At 65.6% G+C, this 24,201-nt stretch carries 32 protein-coding genes; 19 read left to right on the top strand and 13 right to left on the bottom strand.

Annotation, left to right across the window (positions count from 1 at the left end; all coding sequences use genetic code 11):
- Window positions 1-9: 9 nt before the first annotated feature.
- Window positions 10-783 carry a hypothetical protein gene (locus ACO07K_RS04070; RefSeq protein ID WP_422034612.1) on the top strand — a complete coding sequence of 258 codons (774 nt, stop codon included), beginning with the start codon at window positions 10-12 and terminating at the stop codon, window positions 781-783.
- 6 nt (window positions 784-789) lie between these two features.
- Here ACO07K_RS04070 and ACO07K_RS04065 read toward each other — a convergent pair whose 3' ends face one another.
- From ACO07K_RS04065 to ACO07K_RS04050, 4 genes are all read right to left on the bottom strand, one after another.
- Window positions 790-990 (bottom strand): hypothetical protein, encoded by a 201-nt coding sequence (locus ACO07K_RS04065; protein ID WP_422034611.1) that lies wholly within the window; start codon window positions 988-990, stop codon window positions 790-792.
- 86 nt (window positions 991-1,076) lie between these two features.
- Window positions 1,077-1,442 carry a hypothetical protein gene (locus ACO07K_RS04060; protein WP_422034610.1) on the bottom strand — a complete coding sequence of 122 codons (366 nt, stop codon included), beginning with the start codon at window positions 1,440-1,442 and terminating at the stop codon, window positions 1,077-1,079.
- A gap of 140 nt (window positions 1,443-1,582) precedes the next feature.
- Window positions 1,583-2,017 (bottom strand): peptidoglycan-binding protein LysM, encoded by a 435-nt coding sequence (gene lysM / locus ACO07K_RS04055; protein ID WP_422034609.1) that lies wholly within the window; start codon window positions 2,015-2,017, stop codon window positions 1,583-1,585.
- Between the two features lie 84 nt (window positions 2,018-2,101).
- Window positions 2,102-2,887, bottom strand: coding sequence for a DUF5131 family protein (locus ACO07K_RS04050; protein WP_422034608.1), 786 nt, complete (start codon window positions 2,885-2,887; stop codon window positions 2,102-2,104).
- A 324-nt stretch (window positions 2,888-3,211) separates the two neighbouring features.
- Here ACO07K_RS04050 and ACO07K_RS04045 point away from each other — a divergent pair, with 324 nt between their 5' ends.
- The gene (locus ACO07K_RS04045) at window positions 3,212-3,655 is read left to right on the top strand and encodes a hypothetical protein (protein WP_422034607.1); all 444 of its coding nucleotides are present in this window, start codon (window positions 3,212-3,214) and stop codon (window positions 3,653-3,655) included.
- A 107-nt stretch (window positions 3,656-3,762) separates the two neighbouring features.
- On the opposite strand, the gene ACO07K_RS04040 is transcribed toward ACO07K_RS04045, so the two are convergent.
- Window positions 3,763-4,902 carry a hypothetical protein gene (locus tag ACO07K_RS04040; protein ID WP_422034606.1) on the bottom strand — a complete coding sequence of 380 codons (1,140 nt, stop codon included), beginning with the start codon at window positions 4,900-4,902 and terminating at the stop codon, window positions 3,763-3,765.
- 313 nt (window positions 4,903-5,215) lie between these two features.
- Between ACO07K_RS04040 and ACO07K_RS04035 the strand changes: the two genes are divergently transcribed.
- The 4 genes from ACO07K_RS04035 (at window position 5,216) to ACO07K_RS04020 (ending at window position 9,815) form a co-directional block, all read left to right on the top strand.
- Window positions 5,216-5,668 carry a helix-turn-helix domain-containing protein gene (locus ACO07K_RS04035; RefSeq protein ID WP_422034605.1) on the top strand — a complete coding sequence of 151 codons (453 nt, stop codon included), beginning with the start codon at window positions 5,216-5,218 and terminating at the stop codon, window positions 5,666-5,668.
- Between the two features lie 584 nt (window positions 5,669-6,252).
- The gene (locus tag ACO07K_RS04030; protein ID WP_422034604.1) at window positions 6,253-7,530 is read left to right on the top strand and encodes a hypothetical protein; all 1,278 of its coding nucleotides are present in this window, start codon (window positions 6,253-6,255) and stop codon (window positions 7,528-7,530) included.
- Window positions 7,531-7,771: 241 nt separating this feature from the next.
- On the top strand, window positions 7,772-8,557 hold the full coding sequence (locus ACO07K_RS04025; RefSeq protein WP_422016374.1) for an SDR family NAD(P)-dependent oxidoreductase: 786 nt from the start codon (window positions 7,772-7,774) through the stop codon (window positions 8,555-8,557).
- Window positions 8,558-8,582: 25 nt separating this feature from the next.
- The gene (locus ACO07K_RS04020) at window positions 8,583-9,815 is read left to right on the top strand and encodes an acetyl-CoA C-acetyltransferase (protein ID WP_422034603.1); all 1,233 of its coding nucleotides are present in this window, start codon (window positions 8,583-8,585) and stop codon (window positions 9,813-9,815) included.
- Between the two features lie 193 nt (window positions 9,816-10,008).
- On the opposite strand, the gene ACO07K_RS04015 is transcribed toward ACO07K_RS04020, so the two are convergent.
- Window positions 10,009-10,416: a hypothetical protein gene (locus ACO07K_RS04015; protein WP_422034602.1), complete on the bottom strand. Its 408-nt coding sequence runs from the start codon at window positions 10,414-10,416 to the stop codon at window positions 10,009-10,011.
- On the bottom strand, window positions 10,416-10,661 hold the full coding sequence (locus ACO07K_RS04010) for a hypothetical protein (protein ID WP_422034601.1): 246 nt from the start codon (window positions 10,659-10,661) through the stop codon (window positions 10,416-10,418). Before ACO07K_RS04010 ends, ACO07K_RS04015 begins: the two co-directional genes overlap by 1 nt.
- Before the next feature lie 102 nt (window positions 10,662-10,763).
- Here ACO07K_RS04010 and ACO07K_RS04005 point away from each other — a divergent pair, with 102 nt between their 5' ends.
- A complete protein-coding gene (locus tag ACO07K_RS04005) occupies window positions 10,764-11,357 on the top strand; it encodes a thermonuclease family protein (RefSeq protein WP_422034600.1) in 594 nt (197 codons plus the stop codon).
- Window positions 11,358-11,715: 358 nt separating this feature from the next.
- On the opposite strand, the gene ACO07K_RS04000 is transcribed toward ACO07K_RS04005, so the two are convergent.
- The gene (locus tag ACO07K_RS04000; RefSeq protein ID WP_422034599.1) at window positions 11,716-11,937 is read right to left on the bottom strand and encodes a hypothetical protein; all 222 of its coding nucleotides are present in this window, start codon (window positions 11,935-11,937) and stop codon (window positions 11,716-11,718) included.
- A 94-nt stretch (window positions 11,938-12,031) separates the two neighbouring features.
- Here ACO07K_RS04000 and ACO07K_RS03995 point away from each other — a divergent pair, with 94 nt between their 5' ends.
- The 4 genes from ACO07K_RS03995 to ACO07K_RS03980 all read left to right on the top strand — a co-directional run bounded on the left by ACO07K_RS03995 (window position 12,032) and on the right by ACO07K_RS03980 (window position 14,547).
- Window positions 12,032-12,787 carry a S24 family peptidase gene (locus ACO07K_RS03995; protein WP_422034598.1) on the top strand — a complete coding sequence of 252 codons (756 nt, stop codon included), beginning with the start codon at window positions 12,032-12,034 and terminating at the stop codon, window positions 12,785-12,787.
- 269 nt (window positions 12,788-13,056) lie between these two features.
- Entirely contained in the window at window positions 13,057-13,524 is a 468-nt protein-coding gene (locus ACO07K_RS03990; protein WP_422034597.1) for a hypothetical protein, read from the top strand.
- Between the two features lie 179 nt (window positions 13,525-13,703).
- Entirely contained in the window at window positions 13,704-14,039 is a 336-nt protein-coding gene (locus tag ACO07K_RS03985) for an ArsR/SmtB family transcription factor (protein ID WP_422034596.1), read from the top strand.
- A gap of 4 nt (window positions 14,040-14,043) precedes the next feature.
- Complete coding sequence (locus ACO07K_RS03980) at window positions 14,044-14,547, top strand: SRPBCC family protein (RefSeq protein ID WP_422034595.1); 504 nt, start codon at window positions 14,044-14,046, stop codon at window positions 14,545-14,547.
- 167 nt (window positions 14,548-14,714) lie between these two features.
- Here the strand turns inward: ACO07K_RS03980 and ACO07K_RS03975 are convergent, their stop codons facing one another.
- Window positions 14,715-15,635 (bottom strand): YcjF family protein, encoded by a 921-nt coding sequence (locus ACO07K_RS03975; RefSeq protein ID WP_422034594.1) that lies wholly within the window; start codon window positions 15,633-15,635, stop codon window positions 14,715-14,717.
- Window positions 15,636-15,643: 8 nt separating this feature from the next.
- Window positions 15,644-17,023, bottom strand: coding sequence for a YcjX family protein (locus ACO07K_RS03970; RefSeq protein ID WP_422034593.1), 1,380 nt, complete (start codon window positions 17,021-17,023; stop codon window positions 15,644-15,646).
- Between the two features lie 134 nt (window positions 17,024-17,157).
- Here ACO07K_RS03970 and ACO07K_RS03965 point away from each other — a divergent pair, with 134 nt between their 5' ends.
- The 5 genes from ACO07K_RS03965 (at window position 17,158) to ACO07K_RS03945 (ending at window position 19,865) form a co-directional block, all read left to right on the top strand.
- Window positions 17,158-18,057 carry a hypothetical protein gene (locus tag ACO07K_RS03965; RefSeq protein ID WP_422034592.1) on the top strand — a complete coding sequence of 300 codons (900 nt, stop codon included), beginning with the start codon at window positions 17,158-17,160 and terminating at the stop codon, window positions 18,055-18,057.
- Window positions 18,058-18,070: 13 nt separating this feature from the next.
- A complete protein-coding gene (locus tag ACO07K_RS03960) occupies window positions 18,071-18,445 on the top strand; it encodes an ester cyclase (RefSeq protein WP_422034591.1) in 375 nt (124 codons plus the stop codon).
- 127 nt (window positions 18,446-18,572) lie between these two features.
- Entirely contained in the window at window positions 18,573-18,806 is a 234-nt protein-coding gene (locus ACO07K_RS03955; protein ID WP_422034590.1) for a hypothetical protein, read from the top strand.
- 11 nt (window positions 18,807-18,817) lie between these two features.
- Window positions 18,818-19,408, top strand: a complete 591-nt coding sequence (locus tag ACO07K_RS03950) for a hypothetical protein (protein WP_422034589.1) — start codon at window positions 18,818-18,820, stop codon at window positions 19,406-19,408.
- Window positions 19,409-19,418: 10 nt separating this feature from the next.
- Window positions 19,419-19,865, top strand: coding sequence for a hypothetical protein (locus tag ACO07K_RS03945; protein WP_422034588.1), 447 nt, complete (start codon window positions 19,419-19,421; stop codon window positions 19,863-19,865).
- Window positions 19,866-19,882: 17 nt separating this feature from the next.
- Here ACO07K_RS03945 and ACO07K_RS03940 read toward each other — a convergent pair whose 3' ends face one another.
- A complete protein-coding gene (locus tag ACO07K_RS03940; protein WP_422034587.1) occupies window positions 19,883-21,103 on the bottom strand; it encodes a type II toxin-antitoxin system HipA family toxin in 1,221 nt (406 codons plus the stop codon).
- Window positions 21,096-21,413, bottom strand: a complete 318-nt coding sequence (locus tag ACO07K_RS03935; protein ID WP_422034586.1) for a helix-turn-helix transcriptional regulator — start codon at window positions 21,411-21,413, stop codon at window positions 21,096-21,098. Before ACO07K_RS03935 ends, ACO07K_RS03940 begins: the two co-directional genes overlap by 8 nt.
- Window positions 21,414-21,575: 162 nt before the next feature.
- On the opposite strand from ACO07K_RS03935, the gene ACO07K_RS03930 reads away from it, so the two are divergent.
- Entirely contained in the window at window positions 21,576-22,463 is an 888-nt protein-coding gene (locus ACO07K_RS03930) for a class I SAM-dependent methyltransferase (protein WP_422034585.1), read from the top strand.
- 54 nt (window positions 22,464-22,517) lie between these two features.
- Here the strand turns inward: ACO07K_RS03930 and ACO07K_RS03925 are convergent, their stop codons facing one another.
- Window positions 22,518-22,967, bottom strand: coding sequence for a hypothetical protein (locus ACO07K_RS03925; RefSeq protein ID WP_422034584.1), 450 nt, complete (start codon window positions 22,965-22,967; stop codon window positions 22,518-22,520).
- Between the two features lie 437 nt (window positions 22,968-23,404).
- Here ACO07K_RS03925 and ACO07K_RS03920 point away from each other — a divergent pair, with 437 nt between their 5' ends.
- Window positions 23,405-23,584 (top strand): DUF3309 family protein, encoded by a 180-nt coding sequence (locus ACO07K_RS03920; RefSeq protein WP_304856509.1) that lies wholly within the window; start codon window positions 23,405-23,407, stop codon window positions 23,582-23,584.
- A gap of 36 nt (window positions 23,585-23,620) precedes the next feature.
- Window positions 23,621-24,052, top strand: coding sequence for an OsmC family protein (locus ACO07K_RS03915; protein WP_422034583.1), 432 nt, complete (start codon window positions 23,621-23,623; stop codon window positions 24,050-24,052).
- Window positions 24,053-24,201: the final 149 nt, after the last annotated feature.

Below are 24,201 nucleotides of genomic sequence, written 5' to 3'. Positions count from 1 at the left end.
CGACCGATAATGCGTAAAGACCTGCTTTCTGCGGCGACGATGCTCGCCCTCCTCGGCCTTCCCGGCGGCGCGCAGGCCGAGCCGGGCGACGCCACGTTCTGCCAGCAGTATGCGGCGGCAGCGGCGACCGCGGCCAAGGACGCCATCGCCATCAACCCGGCCTGCCAGGATTTGGGCAAGGGCGTACATGCCGTCACCAAGGCGCATGTCGACTGGTGCCTGAAGACCGACCGCACCGAGGTCGAGGGCGCGTCGACCCATATCCGCCGGCTCGCCAGCCGCTGCACCAACGGCCAGCTGGCGGCGCCCAACGAGTATGGCGGCTATGACATCGTCGCCAACGACAAGTTCGAGAAGCCCTGGGGCGAGGCCGGCCCCTGGCGGATCCGGGCGGCACGCAGCGGCCAGACCTTCATGTACTGCGTGGCCGATTCGAATGCCGGCGGCCGCCGGGTCCGCATCGGCGTCGACCTCGTGCAGCCGGGCGATTCGCGGCAGTGGCAGGTCGCGGTGCCGATGAAGGGGACGAAGGACTGGGAAGGCTCCTTCCAGATCGACGGCAAGGGCTTCGGCAATGGCGGCGGCAACCAGTTGAGCGGCGTCGGCGTCGGCGGCTGGAGCATCGCCTGGCTGGGCGAGGCCGAACTCTCGGGCCTGCGCAAGGGCGGCCGCGAAGGGCTGGTGGGCGTCGAGACGCAGGACTACGAATTCCCGCTGACCGACGTCGGCGCGGCGATCCGCCAGCTCGAGGACTGCCGCCGCAAGCGCGGCCTGGGCGGCTGATCCGCCTCAGGCGTGGCGCAGGGTGCCGCGCAGCTGCTCGACATTGGATTGGGTGGCGACAATCCGGCCCATCAGGTTGACCCGCCGGATCACCAGGCTGGTGTTGCGCGGATTGACGTTCAGCGCCTTCGACAGATCGTTGAGATCGTCGCGCAACCGGTTGAGATTGGTCTCGAGCTCGGCAAGCTTCCTGTCGTCCCTGCGCACCGCTACCCTCGCAAAAACCGCTGCCCCCAGGATATCACGAGGTGCGGGGGCTCCGGCGCCTCTTTTGTATCAATTGTAACGGGACGCTATTCGACCGGCCGGACGCGACGCGAGGGCATGGCGACGGCGACGTTCAGCTCGCGGGTGAGCTCGTCCAGGGTGAGCATGCCGGGGCGCAGCAGCAGGCGGGCGACGCCGGAATTGCGGCGGTTCTCTTCGGGCCAGATGGCGCGGCGGGCCAGCGAACGGGACTCGTCGTTCTTGCCGGCGCGCAGCGCGATGATCGCGGCGGCGAGGCAGCGCTGTTCCCATTCGCCGAACGGGCCGACGCCCCGGCCGAGCGCGTCGATGATCGTCGTGATGGCGTCGACCGCCATCTTCTTCTTTTCTTCGGGCGGCAGCCCCTCGGACGAGAGGGCCAGCGATTTGCGGAGCGTTTCGATATCGGACATCGACGCTTCTTACCGCGTCTTGCCCCCCGCGCCTATTCCCCCGCGACGATCGACCGTTTCGGTCACACGGGCCGGTCGACCTTCACGGTTCTTGCACGCAGGGGGGCTCGAACGACAAGGTTCGTGCGCGGAACGCCCTCTCAGGCTTTGGGAATGCGGATCTTCTGGCCGGGGAAGATCAGGTTCGCGTCCTTGATGACCTCGCGATTGGCTTCGAAGATCTTCGGATAGGTGTTGGCATCGCCGTAGAACTGCTTGGCGATGGCCGACAGCGTGTCGCCCGACTTGATGATGTAATACTGCGTGCCGTCGTCGATCGAGGCGACCTGGGCGCCGTCGACCTTGACCTCGCTCACGCCCAGAATGTTGCCCGCCATCAGGATGGCCTTCTGCAGCGCTTCGGCCGGGCCGCTGCCCGTGAGCGAGACGGCGCCGTCCTTGAACGACACGCCCAGATCCTTGATGCCGGGATTGGCCTTCTCGATCTCGGCCTTGATCTTGGCCGAAGGATCGGCCTCGTCGTCGCCGAAGATCTTCCGGCCGATGGTCTTCACGAAATCGAACAAACCGCTCATGCGAGCTCCCGGGGTTCAGGGTGTGGCGCGTAACGAGCGCAGCCCGGTTTCGTTGCGCCCGTCGGCGCCGATCGATGACGCGGCTCAAGCCGCCCGCACGCCCGCCGCCGGAAACTCGTCCCAGGTCCGGCCATCGAGCAGGCGGCCCTGCTTCTTCTTGTTCGTCCCGCCCCACTGCTTGAAGAAGAACGCCGTGCCCTGCGCCCCGCAGGCGTCGCGGATCTCGCGCACCCAGGACGGATCGACCGGCCGCGCCCCGGGACCGGACTCGCCGCCCGCGATGGCCCAGTCGATCCCCCTCAGATCGAGTCCACCAGGATCGATGCCGCCCGGACCCGATGAAACCAGCGACGACAGAAGCGGCTCCAGCGACAGGAAGCGCACGGCCGCCCGCACGCGGCGAAGATGATCGATGCGGAAGAGATGGTCGGCATTCTCGACGCTCGTCCCCAACCAGACGTTGGGCAGCAGCGGCAGCCGCGCCGTCAGCTCTTCCATGCGCTCGGGCCGCTTGGTGAGGATCTGGTAGGTGTGATGCGGCGTCCGCGCCATGACGTCCCAGACATCGGCCACGAACGACTCCGGCACGGCCTCCCAGAAGAGGTCCGACATCGAGTTGACGAAGATCATGCGCGGCTTCTTCCAGCCCACCGGCACGCCCAGCGCCGCGCGATCGAGCCGCACCGCGCCCGTCCACTTCGCCCGGCCGCCGGACGGGCGCGTCAGCCCGGCATACTTCGCCATGCCCATCGCCTCGAGCCGCGCGGCCAGGCGCATCGCGTAGCAGTTGGTGCAGCCCGGCGACAGAACCGTGCAGCCCGCGACCGGATTCCAGGTCGCGTTCGTCCATTCGATCGAACTGGTGGCCATGGGACAGGACCATGGGCGGGCTTTCCGGCCTTTATGTGTCGAGCGCCGTCCTCCAGCCGGTCTCCTATGTGTCGCTCACCAGGACACCCTCGAACACCGACCGGCATTTCGGACTGGCACCTTGGCATCACGTCGGGATTGGGGACGCAGCTATGCAGCTTTCGTCCGAGTGACATTGTCACTTCATCATCCATTCGGGTGACAAACCGGAGCCGTTAGCAAGCTAGCTCTCCAGCGTGCCTCGTAAAGGGCTCCCGCGCGGCCAACTGAGCGCATAACGCTCGAAATCATCGGGAGGAGCCCATAGCCGTCGGGAGACTTCACGTGCGGGCATTCATTGTCGCTATGGCTATTGCGGGACCACTGCTTGGTGCTGGAATGGCCGCTCATGCCGCCAGCCTTCAGGCCTGCGAGCAGACCGTTGAGTACACCGTCCAACCGCCCGGAGCCGATGTCCCGGAAACACTCCGCGGATTCTCCGGGGTATGGATAGGCAAGATGGACACCGGGCTATGCATTGCAACGATCGTCAACAGCATATCGCCCGATGGCTCCGCGCAAATCACCTACGTCAATGGATCAATGGGCGGTCAGTATCCGGTCAAGGCCGGCAACAGAAAGATTACCGCCAAGATTGTGGGCGGAAAGCTGACGACCTCAGGCTCGAACGTCAGTACCGACTACACGCTACGAGGCACCAACGAGCTCGTGTTCAGCTACGTTCACAAGACCGCCGGCCGGTCCATGGGGTTGTTGAAGCGGCAGTAGCCTGTTCGATTTCTTCCGGCCTGCTCCGATCTGGAAGACGCCGAGCTGGTATCTTATCGCGGAGGCCACGACACGGCGACCATTCGGCTTGCGAATGGTCCACGGTCCTACCGACGCGGCCCGCGCAGCCCCGGTACGGACGTCAGGATGGTTCGTACCAGGTGTATCTGTCCGTCGGAGCCCATCTTCCCCGTCGCTCGCGCAAGCAGTGTGCGCGCAGTGTCGTGGGAAATACCGAGGCGGCGCGCCACGACTGGAAGTCGCTCGCCCATGGCGAGTCCGGCCGCCACCCGTGCTTCCGCGGGCGTAAGGTCGAACAGCTTTCTCAACTGATCCGGTTCGATGACCGGGGGCTGTTCGGGATCCACGACAAAGAAGAGTGCCGCTACGTCACCGGGAAAGAGAGTACCCTTTTCATGACCAACAGGCGTCACCAGGCACCGATATGAGTAGCGTCCGGATGAACGGCCAATAGAGATATAACCTCCCGCGGATGCTGGGCCGCTGGCCACAGCCGAGGAGCAGGACCGGACGAGGTCCAGCAACATTCTGGTTTCCTTCGCAGTGCCGGCAATCAGACCCTGAGACGTCTGTTGCAGTCCATCCTGCTCCGCGAGTATGCGCGCGCCTGCAATATTGGCCCACAGGATCCGCCCACGCGCATCGAGGAACAGAATGCCCTGTGTCGATTTCTGAAGCGTCTGGATGAAGGCACCCGACAAGCCCGGTGACTGCGTATGTTTGCGCACCTCCATCGACCGGCCGAGATGGGGCAGCAGACGGGTCAATGTACGCTGAGACGTCGGATCGAAATCCGGCGCATCGCTGGTTCGGTGCGTGCTTATTACGGTGAATCCACCACCCTCCATCCGCTGCATGGCGCCCAGAAAGCGAAAGCTGTCGTACTTGTCCCTGAGGAACTCGTTATAAAACACGCTTCGGCGGAGGGTCTTATCCGGCACGATCTGGGACCCGATAAGTCCCTGATTGAAAAGGCGGCCACCAAGGGCGGCGTTCGTCCAGAGATCGTGCGGGGCGAACTCCCGCGCATATCTTTGTAGATCCTGCATGTCCAGGTGGTGGGCGGCCACGAGATCAACGTCGTGCCCTGAGGGGTCGGTTACGAAGAGGTTGAGCGTCGTGCCCTGCAGGATGTCAGCGAGCCCAATGCCAACATCGTTCCAGGATACTTTTCCCAGCGCCGCGTCATAGAACATGCCGATGAGGTCGTTTTCTTTCAAACTCACCAGGCCATCCCCGAACTGGGTCGACTTCTGGTTGTATGGGTACCACAGGCCCGGGTGCCCAGAAGCATCAAAAGCGCGTGTGCGAATCACCGACTGCGGCCCGCAATCGGACGCTTCTTCGAGGTGGCCGTGACGAAAGAACGTGCGCGCCCTTTTCCGGCCTTTGTATGTCAACCGCAATTCGCGCGCCCGGCCCGCCGATTCCGGCCCCTCCCCGTCCCTGCGACATTCATTTCGAATGTTTCGACTATTTCGCTTATTTCGTTTATGGTGTTGCTTCCTGAGCCCCGACACCGACCAACTGGAGATCCCGATGCCCCCCGATGACTCGCTTTCCGAACGCCTCCCGACGCCCAACGAAGCCGAGAAAGCCGCCAAGGCCGGTACTATCCTGGCGAGTCATCGGGAGAAGCGCGGCGGACTCTCGCTTCACGTGAAGAAGGGAGCCAAGAGCGCCGACGTCGACCTTCCGCCGGCGGTCGCCCGCCTGGTGCTCGATCTCCTGGAGGCCATCGGCAAGGGCGACGCGGTCACCCTCGTGCCGTCCGGCGCGGATCTCTCCACCCAACAGGCCGCCGACATGCTCGAAGTCTCGCGGCCGTTCCTCGTGAAGCTGCTCGAGACCAAGGAGATCCCGCACCACAAGATCGGCACCCATCGCCGCCTCCGGGCGGAAGACCTGCTCGCCTACAAGCACCGTCGCGACAAAACCCGCACCGCCGCACGTACCCGGCTGGCCCGGCTGGGGCAGGAAATCGATGACTGAGTGAGCGTACGGCTTTTGGGAAGCGATACTGAGGGCTGGCCACTCGCCTGAAGGTTCCGAATTGCCTACGTAGTGAAATCACTCTAGTGCCGATTACGCGAAGACAATTTGCGCCATCGAGTTGCCGGGAAAGCCGTAAGCAAGGTTCCCGGATGGCCGTGAGCCGAAGGCATCGATTACTTCCAAGCCCTATTCATATATTCCCATAACCGAGTTGAATATCGGCGCTAGTTACTTAGGGAACTGCGACGTAGGGCGGCGGGGGAATGGCCCGGAACTCGTCCCAGACCTGAGGTGTGATTCCTCCAGAATTCACCGCCAATCAACGCGCGCACACACCCAGAGAGGCAGTTGGCCATTCATCGGAATGGCAACAAAGGTCGCCGTGATGGAACTTGCAACGACGTATGCTCTGCTGCTGGTCCAAGGCAAACGGAGAGGCTAGCTCACTAACGGTTGTTCGCTCCGATGACGGGGGTAATACTGCCGTTGGCGCGGCGCCGGCGACCGGTGCTCCATATCTAGAAAGGCGTTGTAGCATGCCTCTTGGGTTAGACCCGCGTTGCCTTCAACAGATGTGTAAAGTGCTTGCAGAAGAACTACGCGGAGTAGGCACCAAAGGTGGAAAATACTTAGACTATTCAACCACCCAAGGATTGGGTGCAATCGACCGTGTTCTTCCAACTAGTGGTCCAGCTCGCGAGCTCATTGTCTCAGCTCTGGGCGACTTGACCTGTTCCGACTTCATTGTCGGCGAAATCGAATTGAAGCTGCAGCTTCGTGAATTCCAGCAGAGATCAGATCCTCGGCTCATTGCGCTTGAGGGGTTCGAAGATCCAGAAACAATCGCGAGAGAGATCATCGATAGCTTCGAGAGCTTACCTTGGAATTACCGCACAACATTTGCATTGCCGAGCGCGATGTCCAACCTCCTGGGCCTTTTTGACGAATATCGGGTCGGAAGGTCAAACCTGCGGCTTTTGCGAAGTTCAATGCAAATGGCGACGGAGTTCCCCCTTCCTCCTAAATCACAGTATCAAAGCCTGCTCGCGGTGATGCTAGAGTCAGCGATACCTCCCTGGGAGTGGGAGGCTGACGGCATTTACATTCAAACGCAGAGCGAAGGCTATATTGGACAGTACGGCAACTCTCTTGCGGCCCACGCTGCGCAGAGCCAAGCTAAGTCGTTCCTTGGACTTGGATTGGCGGTGAACCTACTGAGCGCTGGTGTTTCGACCCATCCCAGTACGAAATGGAAGTTGGCGGTCGTCCATCGACAAACACCGGAACCAAGGTGGGTTTATCATACGAGCTATCGATTGGATGACGGCATCGCGCAGGGTGTGTCTCGTATGCAACTGAGGGAGAACGATAGTGACTTTCCGCCACAAGCAAGGTCGTTTTGGTCAAGTAGCAGGATGCGCCGAATAGCTGCCGCGTATGATTCAACGCTCGACACAAGCCAGTTGATGTCCGCCGCGCAGTGGCATTTCGACAGTTACTCAAGGCAAAATGAATTGCTAGCGTTCGTTCAGGCAATGGTCGTCTTAGAGATAGTCTTCGGCGATAAAAAAGTTTCTCACTTGCTCGGGATCAATGAGCTCATAGCGAGCCGGTACGCTTACCTCGTATCGAAGACCCCTAAGGAGCGCACTGCCTCGATGGCTGAGTTACGAAGAATATACGAGGTGCGATCCAATATTGTTCACTCCGGTAAATCCCGATTAAGTAGAGAAGAGAAAATGCTATTCTTCCGCCTCCAACATATGGCGGGGACGGCGATTTCTAAAGAGCTTGAGTTGATTGAGGCGACCGCAACCGATGAAACCACAACAGCGGTCCTTAGGGCACTCGAACGTTAGTTTGGATATGCTCGGCAACCACACGAGCCTTTATCGCGACTCGGAAACTGACGCCCCTTTTGCTGACGACCAGATCAACGAGAAGGAAGAGTTTTTGCTCGCTGGCTTAGCGTCGTCGCTTTCGAATCGCGGTTCCACGTTTCGAGAAGCGGACCCACACCTCTGGCCAAGCGCGGTCGCGATGCTCTAACAATCTTCGCGACCCACTCACGAAATCATATCCCCGGGGGACTCTTCGCTCATGCAACTCGACAAGACAGTGGCCGCGGTCGTTACGGGCGGCGCGTCCGGCCTCGGCGCCGCCACCTCGCGCATGCTGGCCTCGCACGGCGTGAAGGTCGCGATCTTCGACCTCAACGCGGAACAGGGCGAGACGCTCGCCCAGGAAATCGGCGGCGTCTTCTGCAAGGTCAACGTGACGTCGACCGAAGAGGTCGAGGCCGGGTTCGCGAAGGCGCGGGCGGCCCACGGGCAGGAGCGCATTCTGGTGAACTGCGCCGGTGTCGGCGGCGGCGCCCAGAAGACCGCATCGCTCGACCGGACCACCGGGTCTCCCAAGGAATATCCGCTGGAGAACTTCGAGCGCATCATCAACGTCAACCTGATCGGCACGTTTCGCTGCATCACCAAGTCGGCGGCGGGCATGCTGACGCTGGCCCCGCAGGCCGACGGCGATCGTGGCGTGATCCTCAACACCGCCTCGGTCGCGGCCGAGGACGGCCAGATCGGCCAGGTCGCCTATACGGCCTCGAAGGCCGGCGTCGTCGGCATCACGCTGGTCGTGGCGCGCGACCTCTCCAACGAGGGCATTCGCTGCAACACGATCCTGCCCGGCATCTTCGACACGCCGCTGCTCGCGCGGGCGCCGGACAACGTCAAGGCGGCGCTGGCCGCCTCGGTGCCGTTCCCCAAGCGTCTGGGACGCCCCGAGGAATATGCCCAGGTCGCCCATACGATGATCACCTGCGGCTATCTCAATGGCGAAGACGTGCGCGTCGACGGCGCCATCCGCATGGCGCCACGCTGAACCGGGACCGGGAAAGGACAGAACAATGACCGAAGCATGGATCATCGATGCCTGCCGCACGCCGCGCGGCGTCGGCAAGGCCGGCAAGGGCGCGCTGTGGGAGGTTCATCCGCAGCAGCTCGGCGCGACCGTCCTCAAGGCGATCGCCGACCGCAACAAGATCGACACGAAGGAAGTTGGCGACGTGATCTGGGGGACGGCCGCCCAGGTCTCGAAGCAGAGCGGCGATCTCGGTCGCATGTCCGCCCTCGATGCCGGCTATGACGTCAAGGCGAGCGGCATCACGATCGACCGCTTCTGCGGTTCGGGCATCAGTGCCGTGAGCCTCGCCGCCGCCTGCATCAAGTCGGGCATGGAAGACCTGGTGGTCGCCGGCGGGACGGAGATGATGTCGATGGATCGCAGCCGCGGCAGCGGGCCGCCGGTCATGGACAACGGCAATCTGCGCCTGCGTCTGCATCATCCCCAGACGCACCAGGGCATCTGCGCCGATGCCATCGCCACGCTGGAGAAGATCCCGCGCCAGGCGCTGGACGAGGCGGGCTATATCAGCCAGCAGCGCGCGGCGATCGCCATTGCCGAGGGCCGTTTCGCCAAGTCCCTGATCCCGGTCTACAAGGAAGACGGCACGCTGGCCCTGGATCGCGACGAATATCCGCGTCCGCAGACCACGCGCGAGGGGCTGGCCAACCTCAAGGCCGCCTTCGCCGCGATGGCCGACATCCCGCTCGACGACAAGGGCATGACCTATCGCTCGCTGATCCTGCAGGCCTATCCCGGCCTCGAGATCGAGCATGTCCATCATGCCGGCAATTCCTCCGGCGTCGTCGACGGCTCGGCCGCCGTGCTGCTGGCGTCGCCCGACTATGCCAAGGCCCATGGCCTCAAGCCGCGCGCCCGCGTCGTGGCCATGGCGAACATGGGCGACAGCCCCGAGCTGATGCTCAACGCGCCGGTGCCGGCGGCCCGCAAGGTCCTGGAGAAGGCCGGTCTCAAGGCGAGCGACATCGACCTCTGGGAGATCAACGAGGCCTTCGCCGTCGTCTCGGAGAAGTTCGTGCGCGATCTCGATCTCGATCGCGACAAGGTCAACGTCAACGGCGGCTCGATCGCGCTCGGCCACCCGATCGGCGCGACCGGCGCCATGCTGATCGGCACCGTCCTCGACGAGCTCGAGCGGCAGGACAAGCAGTTCGGTCTCGTCACGATGTGCGCCGCCGGCGGCATGGCCCCGGCGATCATCATCGAGCGCATCTGAGAAAACTCTCGGAGACCCTCAGGGCGATCACATGTCGCCCTGAGGGCCGTTGCGGTTCGCTTGTTCGCGGAAGAGAAAGGTCCCTCACTACGTTCGGGATGACACCGTTTGTTTGATCGGCGCACTGCGCAAATCCCAACACAATTGTCATCCCGAACGCAGTGAGGGACCTTTGTCTCACAGGCGACCGCCCTCACCCCGCCCGCAACCGCGCCACCCGTTCCCGCCCCTTCTCGATCGCGTCGCCGATCGACACTCTCACGGTCGCGTCGGGCAGCACCTTGTCGCCGTAGCGCCGCGGCGCGATCTTGGCGATGAGCCATTTGATCGTGTCGATCTGGAGCCGGCAGACGGCCACACTGTCGACATCGGCGTTGCGGGCGATGTGGATCGCTTCTTCGGCCAGCGCGTCGGCCTGCTGGTCGCGGGCGGCGGCGTAGCGGTCGCGGAACGGGCCGTGCTCGCTTTGCCAGCGGCGCACCGTGTCGCGGCTGGGCATACGGGCCGGGCGGCAGATGTCGCACAGCAGCTCGCCGTCGGCCAGGCGGCGGCAGATTTCGGCGGCCAGCGCCTCGCTGTAGTGCGTGGGTCGCGCGGCCATCACGGGCTCTCCGTGTCGTACTTGCCGGCGACCTTCTTGCCGAGCCGCCGGCGGTTCACCCGCATCATCATGATCGTGGCCGCGCGCGACTGGCCGGGCGCGAGGCCGGCGGCGCGGCGCTGACGGCGGATCATGTCGGGATGGCGGTCCATCGCCTCCCCGATCCGCGCATCGGTCTCGCCGGCGGCGACCAGCCGGCGAAGCTGCGCCGCATCGTCGGCGCTCCAGCGACGGCCGCGGCTCATGGCGTCGCTCCCTCATGAACGTACGGGGTAAGCCCAAGCTTGATCGTTCTGGTGCGTGCCATCGGCCTTTACCTCGCCTCAAACGGAAGTCACGGTCGGCGCATGAAGAGACTTGCCCTCGCCGCCCTCTCGCTCGCGCTGCTGGCGCCCGCCGCACTGGCCCCCGCCGCTTGGGCGCAGAACGCCAAGCCGCCGGCCGCTGCGCCCGCGGCTCCGGCCGCGGCGGCGCCCAAGCCGCAAGGCTGCACCGCCAGCAACGGCGCGCTGCCGCAGAACTGGTCCGGCCAGGCCTTCGCCCTCGACGGCGAGACCCTGGGCGGCAGCGGCCTCAAGACGCCGCTGCGGATCTGGGGCGTGCAGGCGCCGGCGCTGCGCGATGCCCAGCGGGTCGAGACCGTGCCCGGCATGCGCGCGCGGGCGACGCTGGAGGACCTCCTGGCGCGCGCCGACCACAAGGTGAAGTGCCGCATCGCGCGCTACGATTCGGAATGCCGGCTGGTGGCGCAATGCGCGCTCGACGAGGCCCAGCCGATCGATCTCGGCGGCGCCATGCTGGCCTCCGGCGTGGTCTATGGCCACGAGCTCGACGAGCCGCTGTCGTGGGAGCCGCGCGCCGCCCAGCGCTACGCCGACGCCGAGTTCGAGGCCCGCAAGGCGCGCAAGGGCAGCTGGCCGCACTGGCTGGGCGAGAAGTAGCCTCGCCGCAAATCCCCCGTCGTCTCGACCGGAGCTCGCAGCGCGGAGTGGAGAGAGCTTCTCTCCCCTGGAGTCTTTGCGATGCAGATAGATCATACACCCACCTCATCCTGAGGAGCCGCGCATGCGCGGCGTCTCGAAGGATGGGCAACAAACGCGGTGCTCGTGCCCATGCTTCGAGACGGCTGCTCCGCAGCCTCCTCAGCATGAGGTTGGTGGTGTGATCGCAGCTTGTTCGGAAAGACCCGAAAAGCCGGCAAATCGTAGAGGGAAGGTCTCTCCGCTCCGCCTCGCTGCGCGAGGCTCCGGTCGAGACGACGGGGGTTTGGGTGATGGGGGTTTGGGTGACGGGGATTGCTCATTGCAGCACCGCCGCCGCCAGCGCCGCATCGACCACCCGCTCGATCTCGCGATCGGGATAGCCCAGCGCGCGGGCGCGGTCGGCCAGCATGTCGCGGGTCGCCATCCGGGCGGCGCGGGCCGAGTAGCCGCCGGCCCGTTCGAAGCCCAGGCAGTCGGCGGCGTCCTCGACCAGGAACGGGTGCAGGACGGGCGGGGAAAGCTTCGGAGAGGCGACCATCCCGGAAAGGTATCCGGATTATTGTCCGAATTCAAGACGGATTCCGGAAAATTCCCCTCTCGGAAACCCGTCCGGAAAATGCCAGACTGACGGTATGGCCTTCGACGCCAACCAGCGCCGCCAGGCCCTGCGTGCCTTCATGGCCGGGGCCGGCCTCAACGTTGCCCAGTGGGAATCGCTCTCAGGCCTGGGCGACGGAACGCTGCGCAAGTTCCTGGACGATCCGACCGGCGCCAAGACGCTGACCGACAAGACCTATGCGCGGCTGGCCGCCGGTGCTGCCAAGAAGACCGGCCGTCCGGTCGGCGTTGCCGAGCTGCAGGGCGAGTTCGCCGCGACGGCCGACGGTGCGGCCTCCGCCTTCGCCACCGATCTCGCCGGCAACGTCGTGCCCGCCTTCGACGCGCCCGGCCGGCCGATGCTCGGCCACATGGCCAACGACGTGCCGCTCTATGGCACGGCGATGGGCGGCGACGGCAACGGCGAGTTCGAGATGAACGGCACGGTGATCGACCATGTCGCCCGTCCGCCGGGCATCCATGGCCGCGGCGACGTCTTCGCGCTGAACGTGGTGGGCGATTCGATGTGGCCGTGGCGCAAGCCCAACAGCCTGATCTATGTCGAGCGCGACCGCGCCCCCAGCGTCAACGACCATGTCGTGGTCGAGTTCAGGCCGATCGCCGGCTCCAGCGTGCGCCAGACCGTGGTCAAGCTGCTGGTCGGCATCTCGGCCAAGACCCTGAAGCTCGCGCAGTACCGCCCGGCCAGGGAATTCGAGGTCGACCGCAAGATGGTGTTCCGCGTCTACCGCGTGCTGGAGTGGGATGAGCTGATGAAGGGTGGTAGGTAAGCCGAGCTTCGCTCGGCTTACCAGTTAGCGTCAGGACATTGCATGGCAATGTCCGGGAGCGTCGAAGGCAGAACGAGCCGTTCACGCACCCTGTCATCGCGGGCGGGGTAATCCCCGCCCTGGAGCGCAGCGAAGGATCTCGCGCCCGCAAGGGAGTCCTCTGGTCGCCCTGTCAGGTCCTTCGCTGCGCTCAGGACGACAGAGAGCAATCCGGATTTATTTCCGGTTTCCGGCTTGAAAAATCCGGACCACGATCCGATACTGTCTTCATGCCCGACAGTCTCTCCCTTCGCCCGAAAGAGACCGCCGCCGACCTGATCCGCCGCCACCGCCGCCCCCTCCCCGCGCTCGCGATCGACATCGAGAATTTCCGCGCCCGCGCCGTCGCGCTCTGCAGCGCCGAGGTCGAGCACCGCAGCCGCGACTTCCAAAGGATCGAACGCACCTTCGCCCTCGCCTTCGACCGCTGGCTCGAGCCCGACTGCGAACAGCTCGGCCAGTTCCCCCACGAGGCCCACGCCGCCGCCGCCCTCGTCTGGCTCTCCCACCTGCAGACCCACGAAAGCCAGAAGCGCACGCCATGGAGTGGCGCCCCGTTCCGATCCTGGCGCGAGGATGAGCGCACGGCCTGGTTCACCAAGCGTCGCGAGCTCTGGCGAGGCTTCGTCCGACAGGTCGAGCGGTATCGGACGGTTCGTGAGGGACACATCTACCGCCCCACCAACACCTCACCCTGAGGAGCGGCCCGCAGGGTCGCGTCTCGAAGGGTGGGCACGAGCACTACGCCCGTTGCCCATCCTTCGAGACGGCCGCAGGGCGGCCTCCTCAGGATGAGGATGGTGGATCAATCCCAACACTTAGCCATTTGTGAAATTTTTTCTTGACCGCGCCTCCGCGCCGGCAAATAGTTTCCGTCATGGCTAACCATTCTCCCGACCTCGACCGCACCTTCGCAGCCCTTTCCGATCCGATCCGGCGGGCGATCGTCACTCGGCTGTGCGAGGGGCCGCGGTCGGTGAGCGAGTTGTCCGAGCCGTTCGAGATCGCCCTGCCCTCGCTCCTGAAGCATGTGCGGGTGCTCGAAGAGAGCGGGCTGATCAGTTCCGAGAAGACCGGGCGCGTGCGGACCTGCCGGATCGAGCGGCGCGCGCTGCAGCAGACCGAGGCCTGGATCCACCGGCACGTCGCCACCTGGGAGCGGCGCCTCGATCGCCTCGAAGCCCACGTCCAACGCATGAAGAGGAAGCACTAGGACCATGAGCGCGACTTTCACACCGCCGCCGTCCGCGTGGCAGGACTGGCCCCTCGACCGCGAGATCGTGCTGACCCGCGTGATCGATGCGCCGCGCGCCCTCGTCTATGCCGCCTGGACCGATCCGGCGCAGATCCAGCTCTGGTTCGGGCCCGAAGGCTTCGAGATCGAGAGCCGCGAGATCGATCTGCGGCCCGGCGGGCTGTGGCGCTTCGACATGGTGGCACCCGGCGGCACGCGCTACGACAACCGCATGCGCTTCCTGCGCCTCGAGGCGCCGTCGCTGATCGAGGTCGAGCATGGCTCGGACCGCGACGACGACCCCGGCCGCTTCCGCATGCTCGTCACCTTCGACGAGCAGAGCGACGGCAAGACCGTCCTCACCCTGCGCCAGATGCATCCGTCAAAGGCGCAACGCGACGGCGCGATCGGCTTCGGCGCCGTCGAATATGGCGGCCAGACGCTGGCGAAACTGGCCCGCCACGTAGCGAAGCTCCGCGGCGCCTGAGCGCCGCCGGATCACACGAGGTCGTCGAGATCGACCTTCATGAAAGCAAAAGGTCCCTCGCTGCGCTCGGGATGACAATTTTGCTCGGGTTGGCGCCGTGCGTCGATGCACGCATTTTTGTCATCCCGAACGAAGTGAGGGACCTTTGCGAGACGGGCAGGCTCCACTCACCTTGGCGCGGGCAGCGGCCTGATCTCCTCCTTGGCCAGCATGCCGAGCGCGAAGGTGCGGCGGGCGACGACCAGGGCTTCGCCGGCGGTGCCGACGACGGCGGCGGCGAGGCGGTCCTGGGCGGCCTTCATCGCGAACTCGACGACCGTGCTCATGACGGCGGTCGAGGAGGCCGAGAAGAGCACATGCGAGATGATGCGCCAGACGGCGCGGGCGCTGTGGCGCAGGCCGTAGATCTGCATCAGGTCCTTGACCAGCGCGACGCCGATGCCCAGCACGACCAGCGCGTCGAGCGCGGGGTGCGGACAGGCGGCGACGCCCAAGCTGGCGCGCAGCGCGGCGCGCTGGATGCGGTCGTCGGCCCGCCGGTCCATCGGCACGAAGATCTCGCGGTTCAAAAGATCGATCACGTCGGCGTCGGTGTGCTGCGGCTGCAGCGCGGCCGAGACGGCGCCGAGCTTGCCGCGCACCTCGGGATTGCCGGCGTAGAGCGCGTCGAGGACGCCGACCAGCCGGCCGCCGCTGCCGACGCCGCCCAGCCGCGCCAGATGCTCGGCCAGCTCGCGCGCCCGCTCGGCCGACTTCAGCCGCGCATAGGCGCGGGCCTGGCCGGCCAGCAGCCACAGCGTCGAGCCGACGAGGGCCACGAGCACGGCGAACTGCGCGAGGTCGAGCAGGCTGCCCTGCTCGATCGCACTGCGCAGCAGCGAGACGGCGCCGTCCACCACGAAGAGCAGCAGCAGCAGGCCGGCGGAGCCCAGCGCCAGCTTGGCCGGCCAGCGGATCGCGGGCGGGCGCATCGTCACCTCGGGCAGCGTCTCGTCGAGCGACGGCGCATCGGCGGGCGGCAGGTCGCCCGGCCGGAACTCCATGTCGACGAGGCGGCGGGGCGTCTCAGCTTGTGGGGTCATGCTCATGGGGATGCTCACGCGAGGAGGAACTGGAGGACCTTGTCGAGATTGACGTGCGGCAGCGGCCGGTCGCGGAAGGCGGGCCCCAGCCGCGGCGGCTCGAAGCGGCGGATGTTGAAGCCCAGCTCGGCCCACTGGTCGGCGGCGGGAATGGTGCCGGGGATCACGCCGGGCTGGAGGTCCAGCACCTCGTCGCGGCCGGCCGGGATGCCGCGCAGGAAGGGCGTGGCAAGTCCGTTCACCTTGAGCTTGAGATCGGTCGTGGCCTTCACCGAGGCCACGGCCATCAGGCCCGACTGCCGCGCCGTCGCCTGCAGGAACGGCTCGCCGATCAGGTCGCGCAGCAGGTTGACCAGATTGGCGTGCTGATCGGCGGTGACATGGTCGGCCTTGGTCGCGGCCAGCGCCAGCCGGTCGACGCGGGCGATCGGCAGCAGGCGCAGCAGCGGATGCCTGAGTTCGTCGAAGGCGTCGCTGATGCTGCGGATGGCCAACCCCAAGTCGGCGAAGGCCTCGTGGCCCTGCTGCAGCGCCGAGAGCAGATCGACCAGCAGCACCTGCTTGCCGAGGCGCCCGAAGACCTCGCCGTAGAACTGCCGGACCCTCTTCAGATAGTCGGCATGGCGCCGCAGCAGCGCCGCGCCCATCGTGCCGCGTTTGGCCGAGAGCAGGCCCGAGCGCACGGACGAGAGCGGGAAGAACAAAGCGGCGGGATCGACCGCCCCGTCTCCTGTACCTTCGTCCGCGAGCGCAAAGCGTCCCGGCTGCACGAAGCACAGGCTGCGGTCCTGCCGGCAGCGCAGGAGATAGTCGCGGTAGAGGGTTCCGATGCGCGCCAGTTCCGCCTGGTTCTCCGGCGCTCCCGGATCGAGCGTGCGCACCGCGTCGAGCCACGGCGTCGCGAGATCGTGCCGGCCGGCGCTGTTGGCCAGCTCCTCCATCTGCAGCGACCAGTCGCGGAACGACTGGGTCAGCATCGGCAGGTCCAGAAGCCATTCGCCGGGATAGTCGATGAGATCGAGATCGGTGGTGGCGTTGGACGAGAGGGCCGAGCGCAGCAGCCCGACATCGCCATGACGGATGCGCACCCTCAGCCCGCTGAGACCGGTGGTCGGCGCCGGCCAGGTCGGTTGCTCGGACAGGAGCTGGTCCAGCCGCTCCTCGAAGGGAAAGCGCGGGACGCCCGGGATCTCCAGCAGCTCGACGTCGCGTACATGCGTGCGCCAGGGAAAGAACGGGAAGGACGCCATCGGCGCGTGGGCGGCCGTGCGCAGCGCATGGGCGAAGGCGGTGATGAACACGGTCTTGCCCGAGCGCTGCAGCCCGGTCACGGCGATGCGATGCCGCCGCTGCGACAGCGGCGAGGCATCGAACGCCGCGGCGAGGCCCTCCAAGGTGGAGCCGGCCGCGGTTCTAAGACGGGAGAAAGGTGTCACCAGATCGTCGCCTCGAAGCATGACTGTCGATGTGGGGTGTCACCACGTCCGAAAGATGGCAAGGCGGAAAGGGAGGTCATAAAGAAGGTTGAATGAAGATCTCTTCGACACGGCTCCTCAGGAGCGCCCTGTTCGCAAGCCTGGCCGCCGGCGTGATCCTCGCCGCCGTGGCGATCGGCCTCGCGCCGCCTCGCCCCGCGCCGCCTTCGTTCGAGCGCCTGAGCGCCGCGCAGGCCTGGGCGGACCTGGAGAGCAATCGCCCGGTCGGCCATCTCATCCGCCTGGTCGCCTTCGATCCGCAGAAGGAGCCCTGGCTGGCGATCGACCGGCTGACGCGGCTCGGGCCGCCGGACCAGCTCTATTCGTTCGTCGCGAGCTACGAGGAGATGGCGGGCTATACGGCCAGGCAGGCGCTGGAAAAGAACGGGCTGCGATTGAGCGAGGGCCAGCACGTCTCGGCCGTCATATTCCCGCGGCGCACCGAGCTTTATCCCGCCAATGCGCGCGGCCTGCTGCAGATCATCCGCGCGGTGGAGCAGGAGAAGGGCGAGGCGATCGGCGAGCGATTCCTCGACGGCGCGAACGTGCTCAGCGAGGCCGAGGCGAAGGACCTGCAATCGACCGACATCGCCTCGTATCGCGTGAGCGATTTCAAGGACAAGTATCCGCGCTACTGCGAACTCGCGCGGCGGTTCAACTGCGGCCCGGCCTCCTATCCGGCCAGCCGCTTCATCGGCAGCCTGTATCACGACTGGCACCCGCTGGGCTTTTCCCAGATCGAGCCGGCCCGCGATCCCTGCACCCTGCCGGCCGCGCACTACTGCGCGTTCGTCGACTGGGCGACGACGAAGTCGGAGTTCCTGCCCCGCTTCGGCAGCCGCGCCTTCTTCACGAAGAACCTCGAGATCGCGAAGATTCCCGGCCGCATCCTGATCGACTTCGACCAGCCGGACCGGCAGATCATTCCCTACATAGGCACGACCGCCGACTGATCCGGAGACGAGCATGTCCGAGACGACCCGCGCCTTCGCCGTTCGACTGATGCAGGAGGTCTGGCAGCCGTTCGACGCCTCCGCCGTACCGCGCTTCTATCGCGCCGACATGGTCGGTCATCATCGCACGCAGGTGCTGACCCGCGACGACGTCGTGCGGCGTCTCGAATGGGACCGGCACAATTTCAGCGATGCTGCCTATGACATCCAGGACATCGTTGCCGACACCGACCGCTTCGCGATCCGTTTCCTCTATGCCTGCACCCTCGTCGCCACCGGCCAGCGCTTTACCACCGAGGTGAACTACTTCTACCGGCTGCGCGACGACAGGATCTCCGCCTTCTGGCTGCTGAGCGACGCCGACTTCGACTACAAGGCGACCGGCTGAAAAGCCCGCCGACTGCACTGCTTTCAGCCCACATTTAGCGGGTTTTCGCAGCGACGAGCCCCTGCATTAAGTGGCTTGTTGTTCCTGTTTTGTTCGAATACGAGTCGGTCCCACAAGGAGGTGCTGGATGACCGCTCTCACGCTTCACGACGTCGCCACAGGGACCCATCCCGTCGGCATCGAATGCGACCGCTGCGTGCGCCGTGTGGTCGTCACCGCCGCCGCGCTGAAGGCGGTGGCGGGCGACCGCCGGACGCTCGAACAGGCCGGCGTGGTCTGCGGCAAGTGCGGCTCGCGCACCTTCAGCGTGACGCGCTTCCTGTCGGCGGCCTCCGTGCGCTCCTTCGTGCGCAATCACTGAGGGAGGCGACGATGCTCGGTGACAGCCTGCCTCCCCCGCCACCGCCGCCGGTGCGCGTGCGCTGCGATACGTCCGAGGAACTCGAGCGGGCCTTCCCGCATACCACCGCCATCATCCGGCGCGGCTACTGGACGGCGACCGAGCAGGCCGAGCTGAACGGCTGGATGCGCCAGTTCGACGACACGCGCTGCGTCGAGTTCAATTCCATCCGCCGCTATTACTTCACCTGCCCCGAGCAGGCCGCGAAGCTGCGCGAACATGCGCTCGACCTGCGCCTGCACCGGCTCCGGGTCCAGTGCGGCGAGGGCGCCACGCGCGAGGAAGTGGCGCTGGAATGGGAACGCAGGGCGGCGGAACGCGAGGAGATCCTCGCCTGGGGCCGCCTCACGGGCATGACCCGCCAGGTGGTCGCGCATTATCGCGCCGAGCGTCATGTCGGCACCTATTCCTACACCGCGCATTTCAACGCCGCGAAGATCATCGAAAAGGCCCATCCCACCATCGCCGATCCGCGCAACCATGCAGGGGTGATGATCGAATGGGCGGAGCGGGAACACCGGTCGTGGTTCTGGCGTTGCTGCCGCGGCCTGCACCATCTGTAAGGGAGAGCCCATGTCCGTCGCCTTCGATTGCCTGCCCAATGCCCGGGACCTGGGGGCAAGGGATCCGCTCGAGAGGAATGCCAGCCGGATCCGGCGCGCCTTCGACCTCGCCGCCGAACAGCCCTACGGCTTCACCTTCGAAGATCTGGAGCAGGTCGAGGCCTATCGCACGCGACATGCGGGCACCTTCGGCACGCTGGCCTTCAGCACGCTGGACTGCGTCGTGAGCCTCACCGACGGCCGCCGCTTCCACCTCGCTTACCTCGCGGGCCCGCACCGGCCGGACTCGGTGACGGTGAGGCAGATGGTGACCACAGAGCCCTTTCCGTCGATCGGTGCCTCCGGCCGCCTGTCGCCCTGGATCGACGACGTGGCCGAACTCAACCACCGTCTCGGCCTGCCCCTGATCCCGCCGCCGCCCGTCCCGGTGATCCTGCCCCTGCCGGCGCGGCACTGACGGACGGGTGTCCCCGCTCAGGCGAAGGAGCGCAAGATGTTGGCGGCCGCGGTCTCGATGTGGCGTCCGATGGCTTTCGAGATCGGCACCGGCAACAGGCGCTTCTGCTCCAGCACTTTCCAGTTCTCCACGATGCGCCCGGCCGTGTCGGACACGAGACGCGCGAGGGGACTGACGGCGAGGCGTGCCGTATCGGCGAAGCGGCGGATCTGATGGGGCTCGATGCCGGTCAGGCTGCGGCTGCCGCCAAAGCCGAGCGCCAGGGCGTCATCCGGCAGATAGGCGACCGTCGAGACGAAGTCGTAGGCCGGCGCGAGAACGGGCGTGCGGCCATCGGGATAGAGCAGCGACCAGTTCTTGAGGTGCATGTCGGCATTGCCGATCACCACCGAGAAGACGAGACGCCGCACGAACGCCTCGACCCCGGCGTCGCCCGTCTCCGCCGACAGCACGCTTGCGATGTTGGCGTAGCTCGCGCCTTCGTATTTGTCGGTGGGATAGCGTCCGAAGATCTGCGCGAAATCCTCCATGTGGATGCGCCGGCCGCCCGCGGCACGATCGAAGCGTTCGACGGCGAGCGCCTTGCCCTGGAGGCGCGCCGTATCGTCGGGCAGACCACCGATCGCGTCGATGTCGACCAGGCGATTGCGCGGGACGTCGATGCCCGTAGCTCGGGCAAGCTCGAGCATCGCGTGCTCGTTCTCAGCGACGGCCGGATGCTGCGCCGAGGGGAGCTTGACGATCCAGGAGCCGCCTTCGCCATCGACCGGTATGGTGAGTCCGCCCGTTGCCTCGTTGACCGCGGAGAATTTGAGCTGCACGCCGGCGAGGGAGAAATGCAGGCCCTGTGGCTCGCGCACCTGCGCGCCGTCGTCCGCCGCCGAACTCCCCTCGTCCATCGGCGCCACCGTCACAGCGCCGGGCAGGTCCGCGCCCAATGCGGTCAGCAGAAAGAACTCGCGCTCGGGCTTCACGCCGGCGCGCTTGGCGAGATAGGCGCGCAGGTGACCTTCGGGCAGCAGATTGGCGAAGAAGGGCGGCAGGCGCTGGCTGACCGGACGGGTCGCCGTCACAAGACCGCCGTGCCGCCCCTTGAAGGCCAGGCTGAGCGTCGGGCGCTGTGGATCGTCGATATAGTCTTGCTCGAAGGAAAAGAGATGACGATCTCCCCCGAGACGGTTGATCACGCCCACGCGCCGGCCGTTCAATGCGACGGAGAGACTCCGGACTTCAGGCATCGTCGACCACATCTGCGTAGAGCGATTGCTCCTCGCCACCCTCGCTTTGCTGCTGGTCGCGGATGAGCGCCTGCACCGCAGGCACGAGCGAACGCGGTACCATCATCAGGTCGAAGTCGAGCGCGCGGACGAGATCGAGCAGCGTGTCGAATCGCGGGACGATCTTGCCGGCCTCGATGCCGGAAACATGGGCTTGGGGCAGGTCGACTTTGCGGCCGAAGGCTTCCTGGCTCCATCCGCGAGCCCGTCGCGTCTCTCTCAGGGCTTCCCGCATATCCTGAGGTAGACCGTTCAGACGAATGGGTTTCATGTGTTTTTCTATATGGAATTGCTAATTTCATTAATTTAGGCACATCAGCATGATGTCAAGATCATATGCCAAGCAATATTAATATTATTATATCATATAATTTAACATATGGATATGCCGCCGCCTTGCGCCTCTTGCCGGTCTCGCCCACAAGCTCCCCGGATGTCGAAGCAGCATTCCCAAAAGCGACCGCCCTCCTCCGCCCGCGAACGGCCCGACGTGATTGCGGCGCGCAAGGTGCTGGCGGAGATGTGGCCGGGGCCGGCGCGCGAGAGTTCGGTTACGCTCCTCAAGGCGCTGCACGTGCTGACCCGTGAGGGCGGGCTGAACCTCGACACGCGGCGCAAGCTGAAGCAGGTGCTGCACCTCGTGCAGCTGCTGCGGCCGTCGATCGATGCGCTGCTCGCCGAGGGAGCTGATCCGGTGATCGCCGATCTCGGCACCGGCAAATCCTATCTCGGCTTCATCCTCTACGACCTGGTGGTCGGTCCGGCCGGGCGCGGCTCGATCGTCGGCGTCGACGTGCGCGCCGAGCTGGTCGAGCGTTCGCAGGCGCTGGCCCGCGACGGCGGCTTCGAGCGCATGTCGTTCGTGGCCGGCGGCATCGCCGACACGGTGCTGGCGAACGGCCGCGCCGACATGGTGACGGCGCTGCATGCCTGCGACACCGCCACCGACGACGCGATCCGCTTCGCGCTGCGCCACGAGGCCAAGGTGGTGGCGCTGATCCCGTGCTGCCAGGCCGAGGTCGCGTCGCTGCTGGAGCATACGAAACCCGGGCCGATCGACCAGCTGTGGCGCCACCCGATGCACCGCCGCGAGTTCGGCGCCCATGCCACCAACGTGCTGCGCGGCCTGGTGCTCGAGGCCAGGGGCTACAAGGTGCGGGTGACCGAGTTCACCGGCCTCGAACACACGCTGAAGAACGAGCTGATCCTGGCGACCCGCCACCAGCAGAGCAATCCTGTCGCGCGCCGCAAGCTCGACCAGCTCGTCGAGCAGCTGGGCGTGCGGCCGGGCCTGCTGGATGTGATGGACGCTGCTGCCTGAAGCCGCGGGCCGCGATCGTCGTCCGTCAGCGCACGACGATCGTGGACGCAGGCGTCAGCGCCTCAGGCTGGCGCTCATCGTCTGTCTCGAGGGGAGTTGAAGAAACTCCTGGGGAAGGTTCACGGCCGGCCCTTCCGCGGCAAGCCACCGTCTCGCGAGGCTTTCGTCGGTGAAGAGGCGCACGCGGCGGCGGTGCCCGATGCGCTCCCTCAGCAGGATCGCCATGTCCACCAGCAGAGGGGGCGGGGTCCTGCCGAGATAGATCGCGATCGGCCCGGATTGAATGGGCCCGCGCAGACGCGTACTCGCGACCATGGTCTGCAGATCTTCGTTGCTGAGGTGAATGTCGGCCCGGCTGAGATCGAACAGCTTGCAGAAGCCGGCAGCACCCTCTTCCCGCATGGCCTCCCGGAACGACGTGGCGAAGTGGATGTCGAATACGCCGATGCCGCGAATAACGACCAGATGTTCCGGCCGGTAGATCGTCCACGCCAAGGCACCCATAACGCTACTCCCCCTTCTGACTGCTCCTGTCGCCTCTTGATTTCCCCCTCGGGCATCCTGCAACCAGTCCGGGCGCGAGTCATGTTGTTTCGCGTCAACAGGATCAATGGCCGAACCTATTGTTGCTGAGCGGCCGCCCATTTGCTTCGCCACTGCGATAATCAGTTCTCCCGAGCAGAATTCTCTCTTCATCTTGAAGCATCACTGAAGCTTTCGGCGCGTGCTCGACGTGATGACGCGTGGTCGGTGGACGTAACGGTCGAGCGTTGCCGCCATCGTCTCGGACGGCGCGCCATCAGCAGCGACGCCAACGTTCGTCTCTGCAACGATTGCAGGTTTTGCACGTTACGGCGGCGACCTTTCATTAGTCCGCTAGCGACTTTTCCTTGATCTCCATCAAGGCGACTTCACGGACCGGCTCAACGAGGATCGCCACGATGTCGACGATACTGATCATCATCCTGCTGATTGTGCTGCTGGGCGGCGGCGGCGGCTACTATGGCTACAATCGCTATGGTGGGCGCGGGCTCGGCGGCGTCCTGGGCCTCATCCTCGTGATCCTGCTCGTTCTCTGGCTCGTCGGCGCCTTGGGCGGGGCCGGCATGGGACGGCTCTGACACGGGCCCTGGGATCGGTGTCCTTCTGAGGCGGCGATGCCGGTATCCACTGTCGAAATTCGCAACGTGGCGGGAACGCAGGCCGCGATGGGATGGGCGGACGCTCACACGGTGATCGTCGACCGGCCTGAGGGGCGTGCCGGTGGCATGGGTCTCGGCTTCAATGGCGCTCAGCTGCTGGGCCTGACCATCGGTGGGTGCTTCGCCAACGATCTGCGCTACGTGGCGGAGGACCTCGGTGTGTCCGTCGGCGACATCAGCATCTCGGTCTCCGTGGCCCTCGAGGGTTCGCCGATCCGCGCGGTCGGCGCGGAGATGCTGATATCGGTTTCGATGTCCGACGGGTCCGATCCCACGCCGCTCATCGCGAAAGCGAAAGAGATCTCGATGGCGATGAACTCGTTGATCAAGGGTCTGCCCGTCTCGGTGTCGGAGCGTCCTTTCGAACGCCAGTCCCGCCCCCTCTGAGCGAGCCCTGATCCCCGCATCGATCGACAGGCACGGCGCGCCGATATAGCAGGCCGCGCGCGGGCAAAAGCGGCGCGGGATTCGGCGCAACGAGGACGGCGAAGGCGGCGTTGAGCGGCCTGAACCTACACCGGCGCCACCCGCAAGCA

The sequence above is a fragment of the Reyranella sp. genome (assembly GCF_965228225.1).
Lineage (GTDB): Bacteria > Pseudomonadota > Alphaproteobacteria > Reyranellales > Reyranellaceae > Reyranella.
Note: the sequence above shows the minus strand (reverse complement) of the source record. Positions and strands in the feature narration are given on the sequence as shown.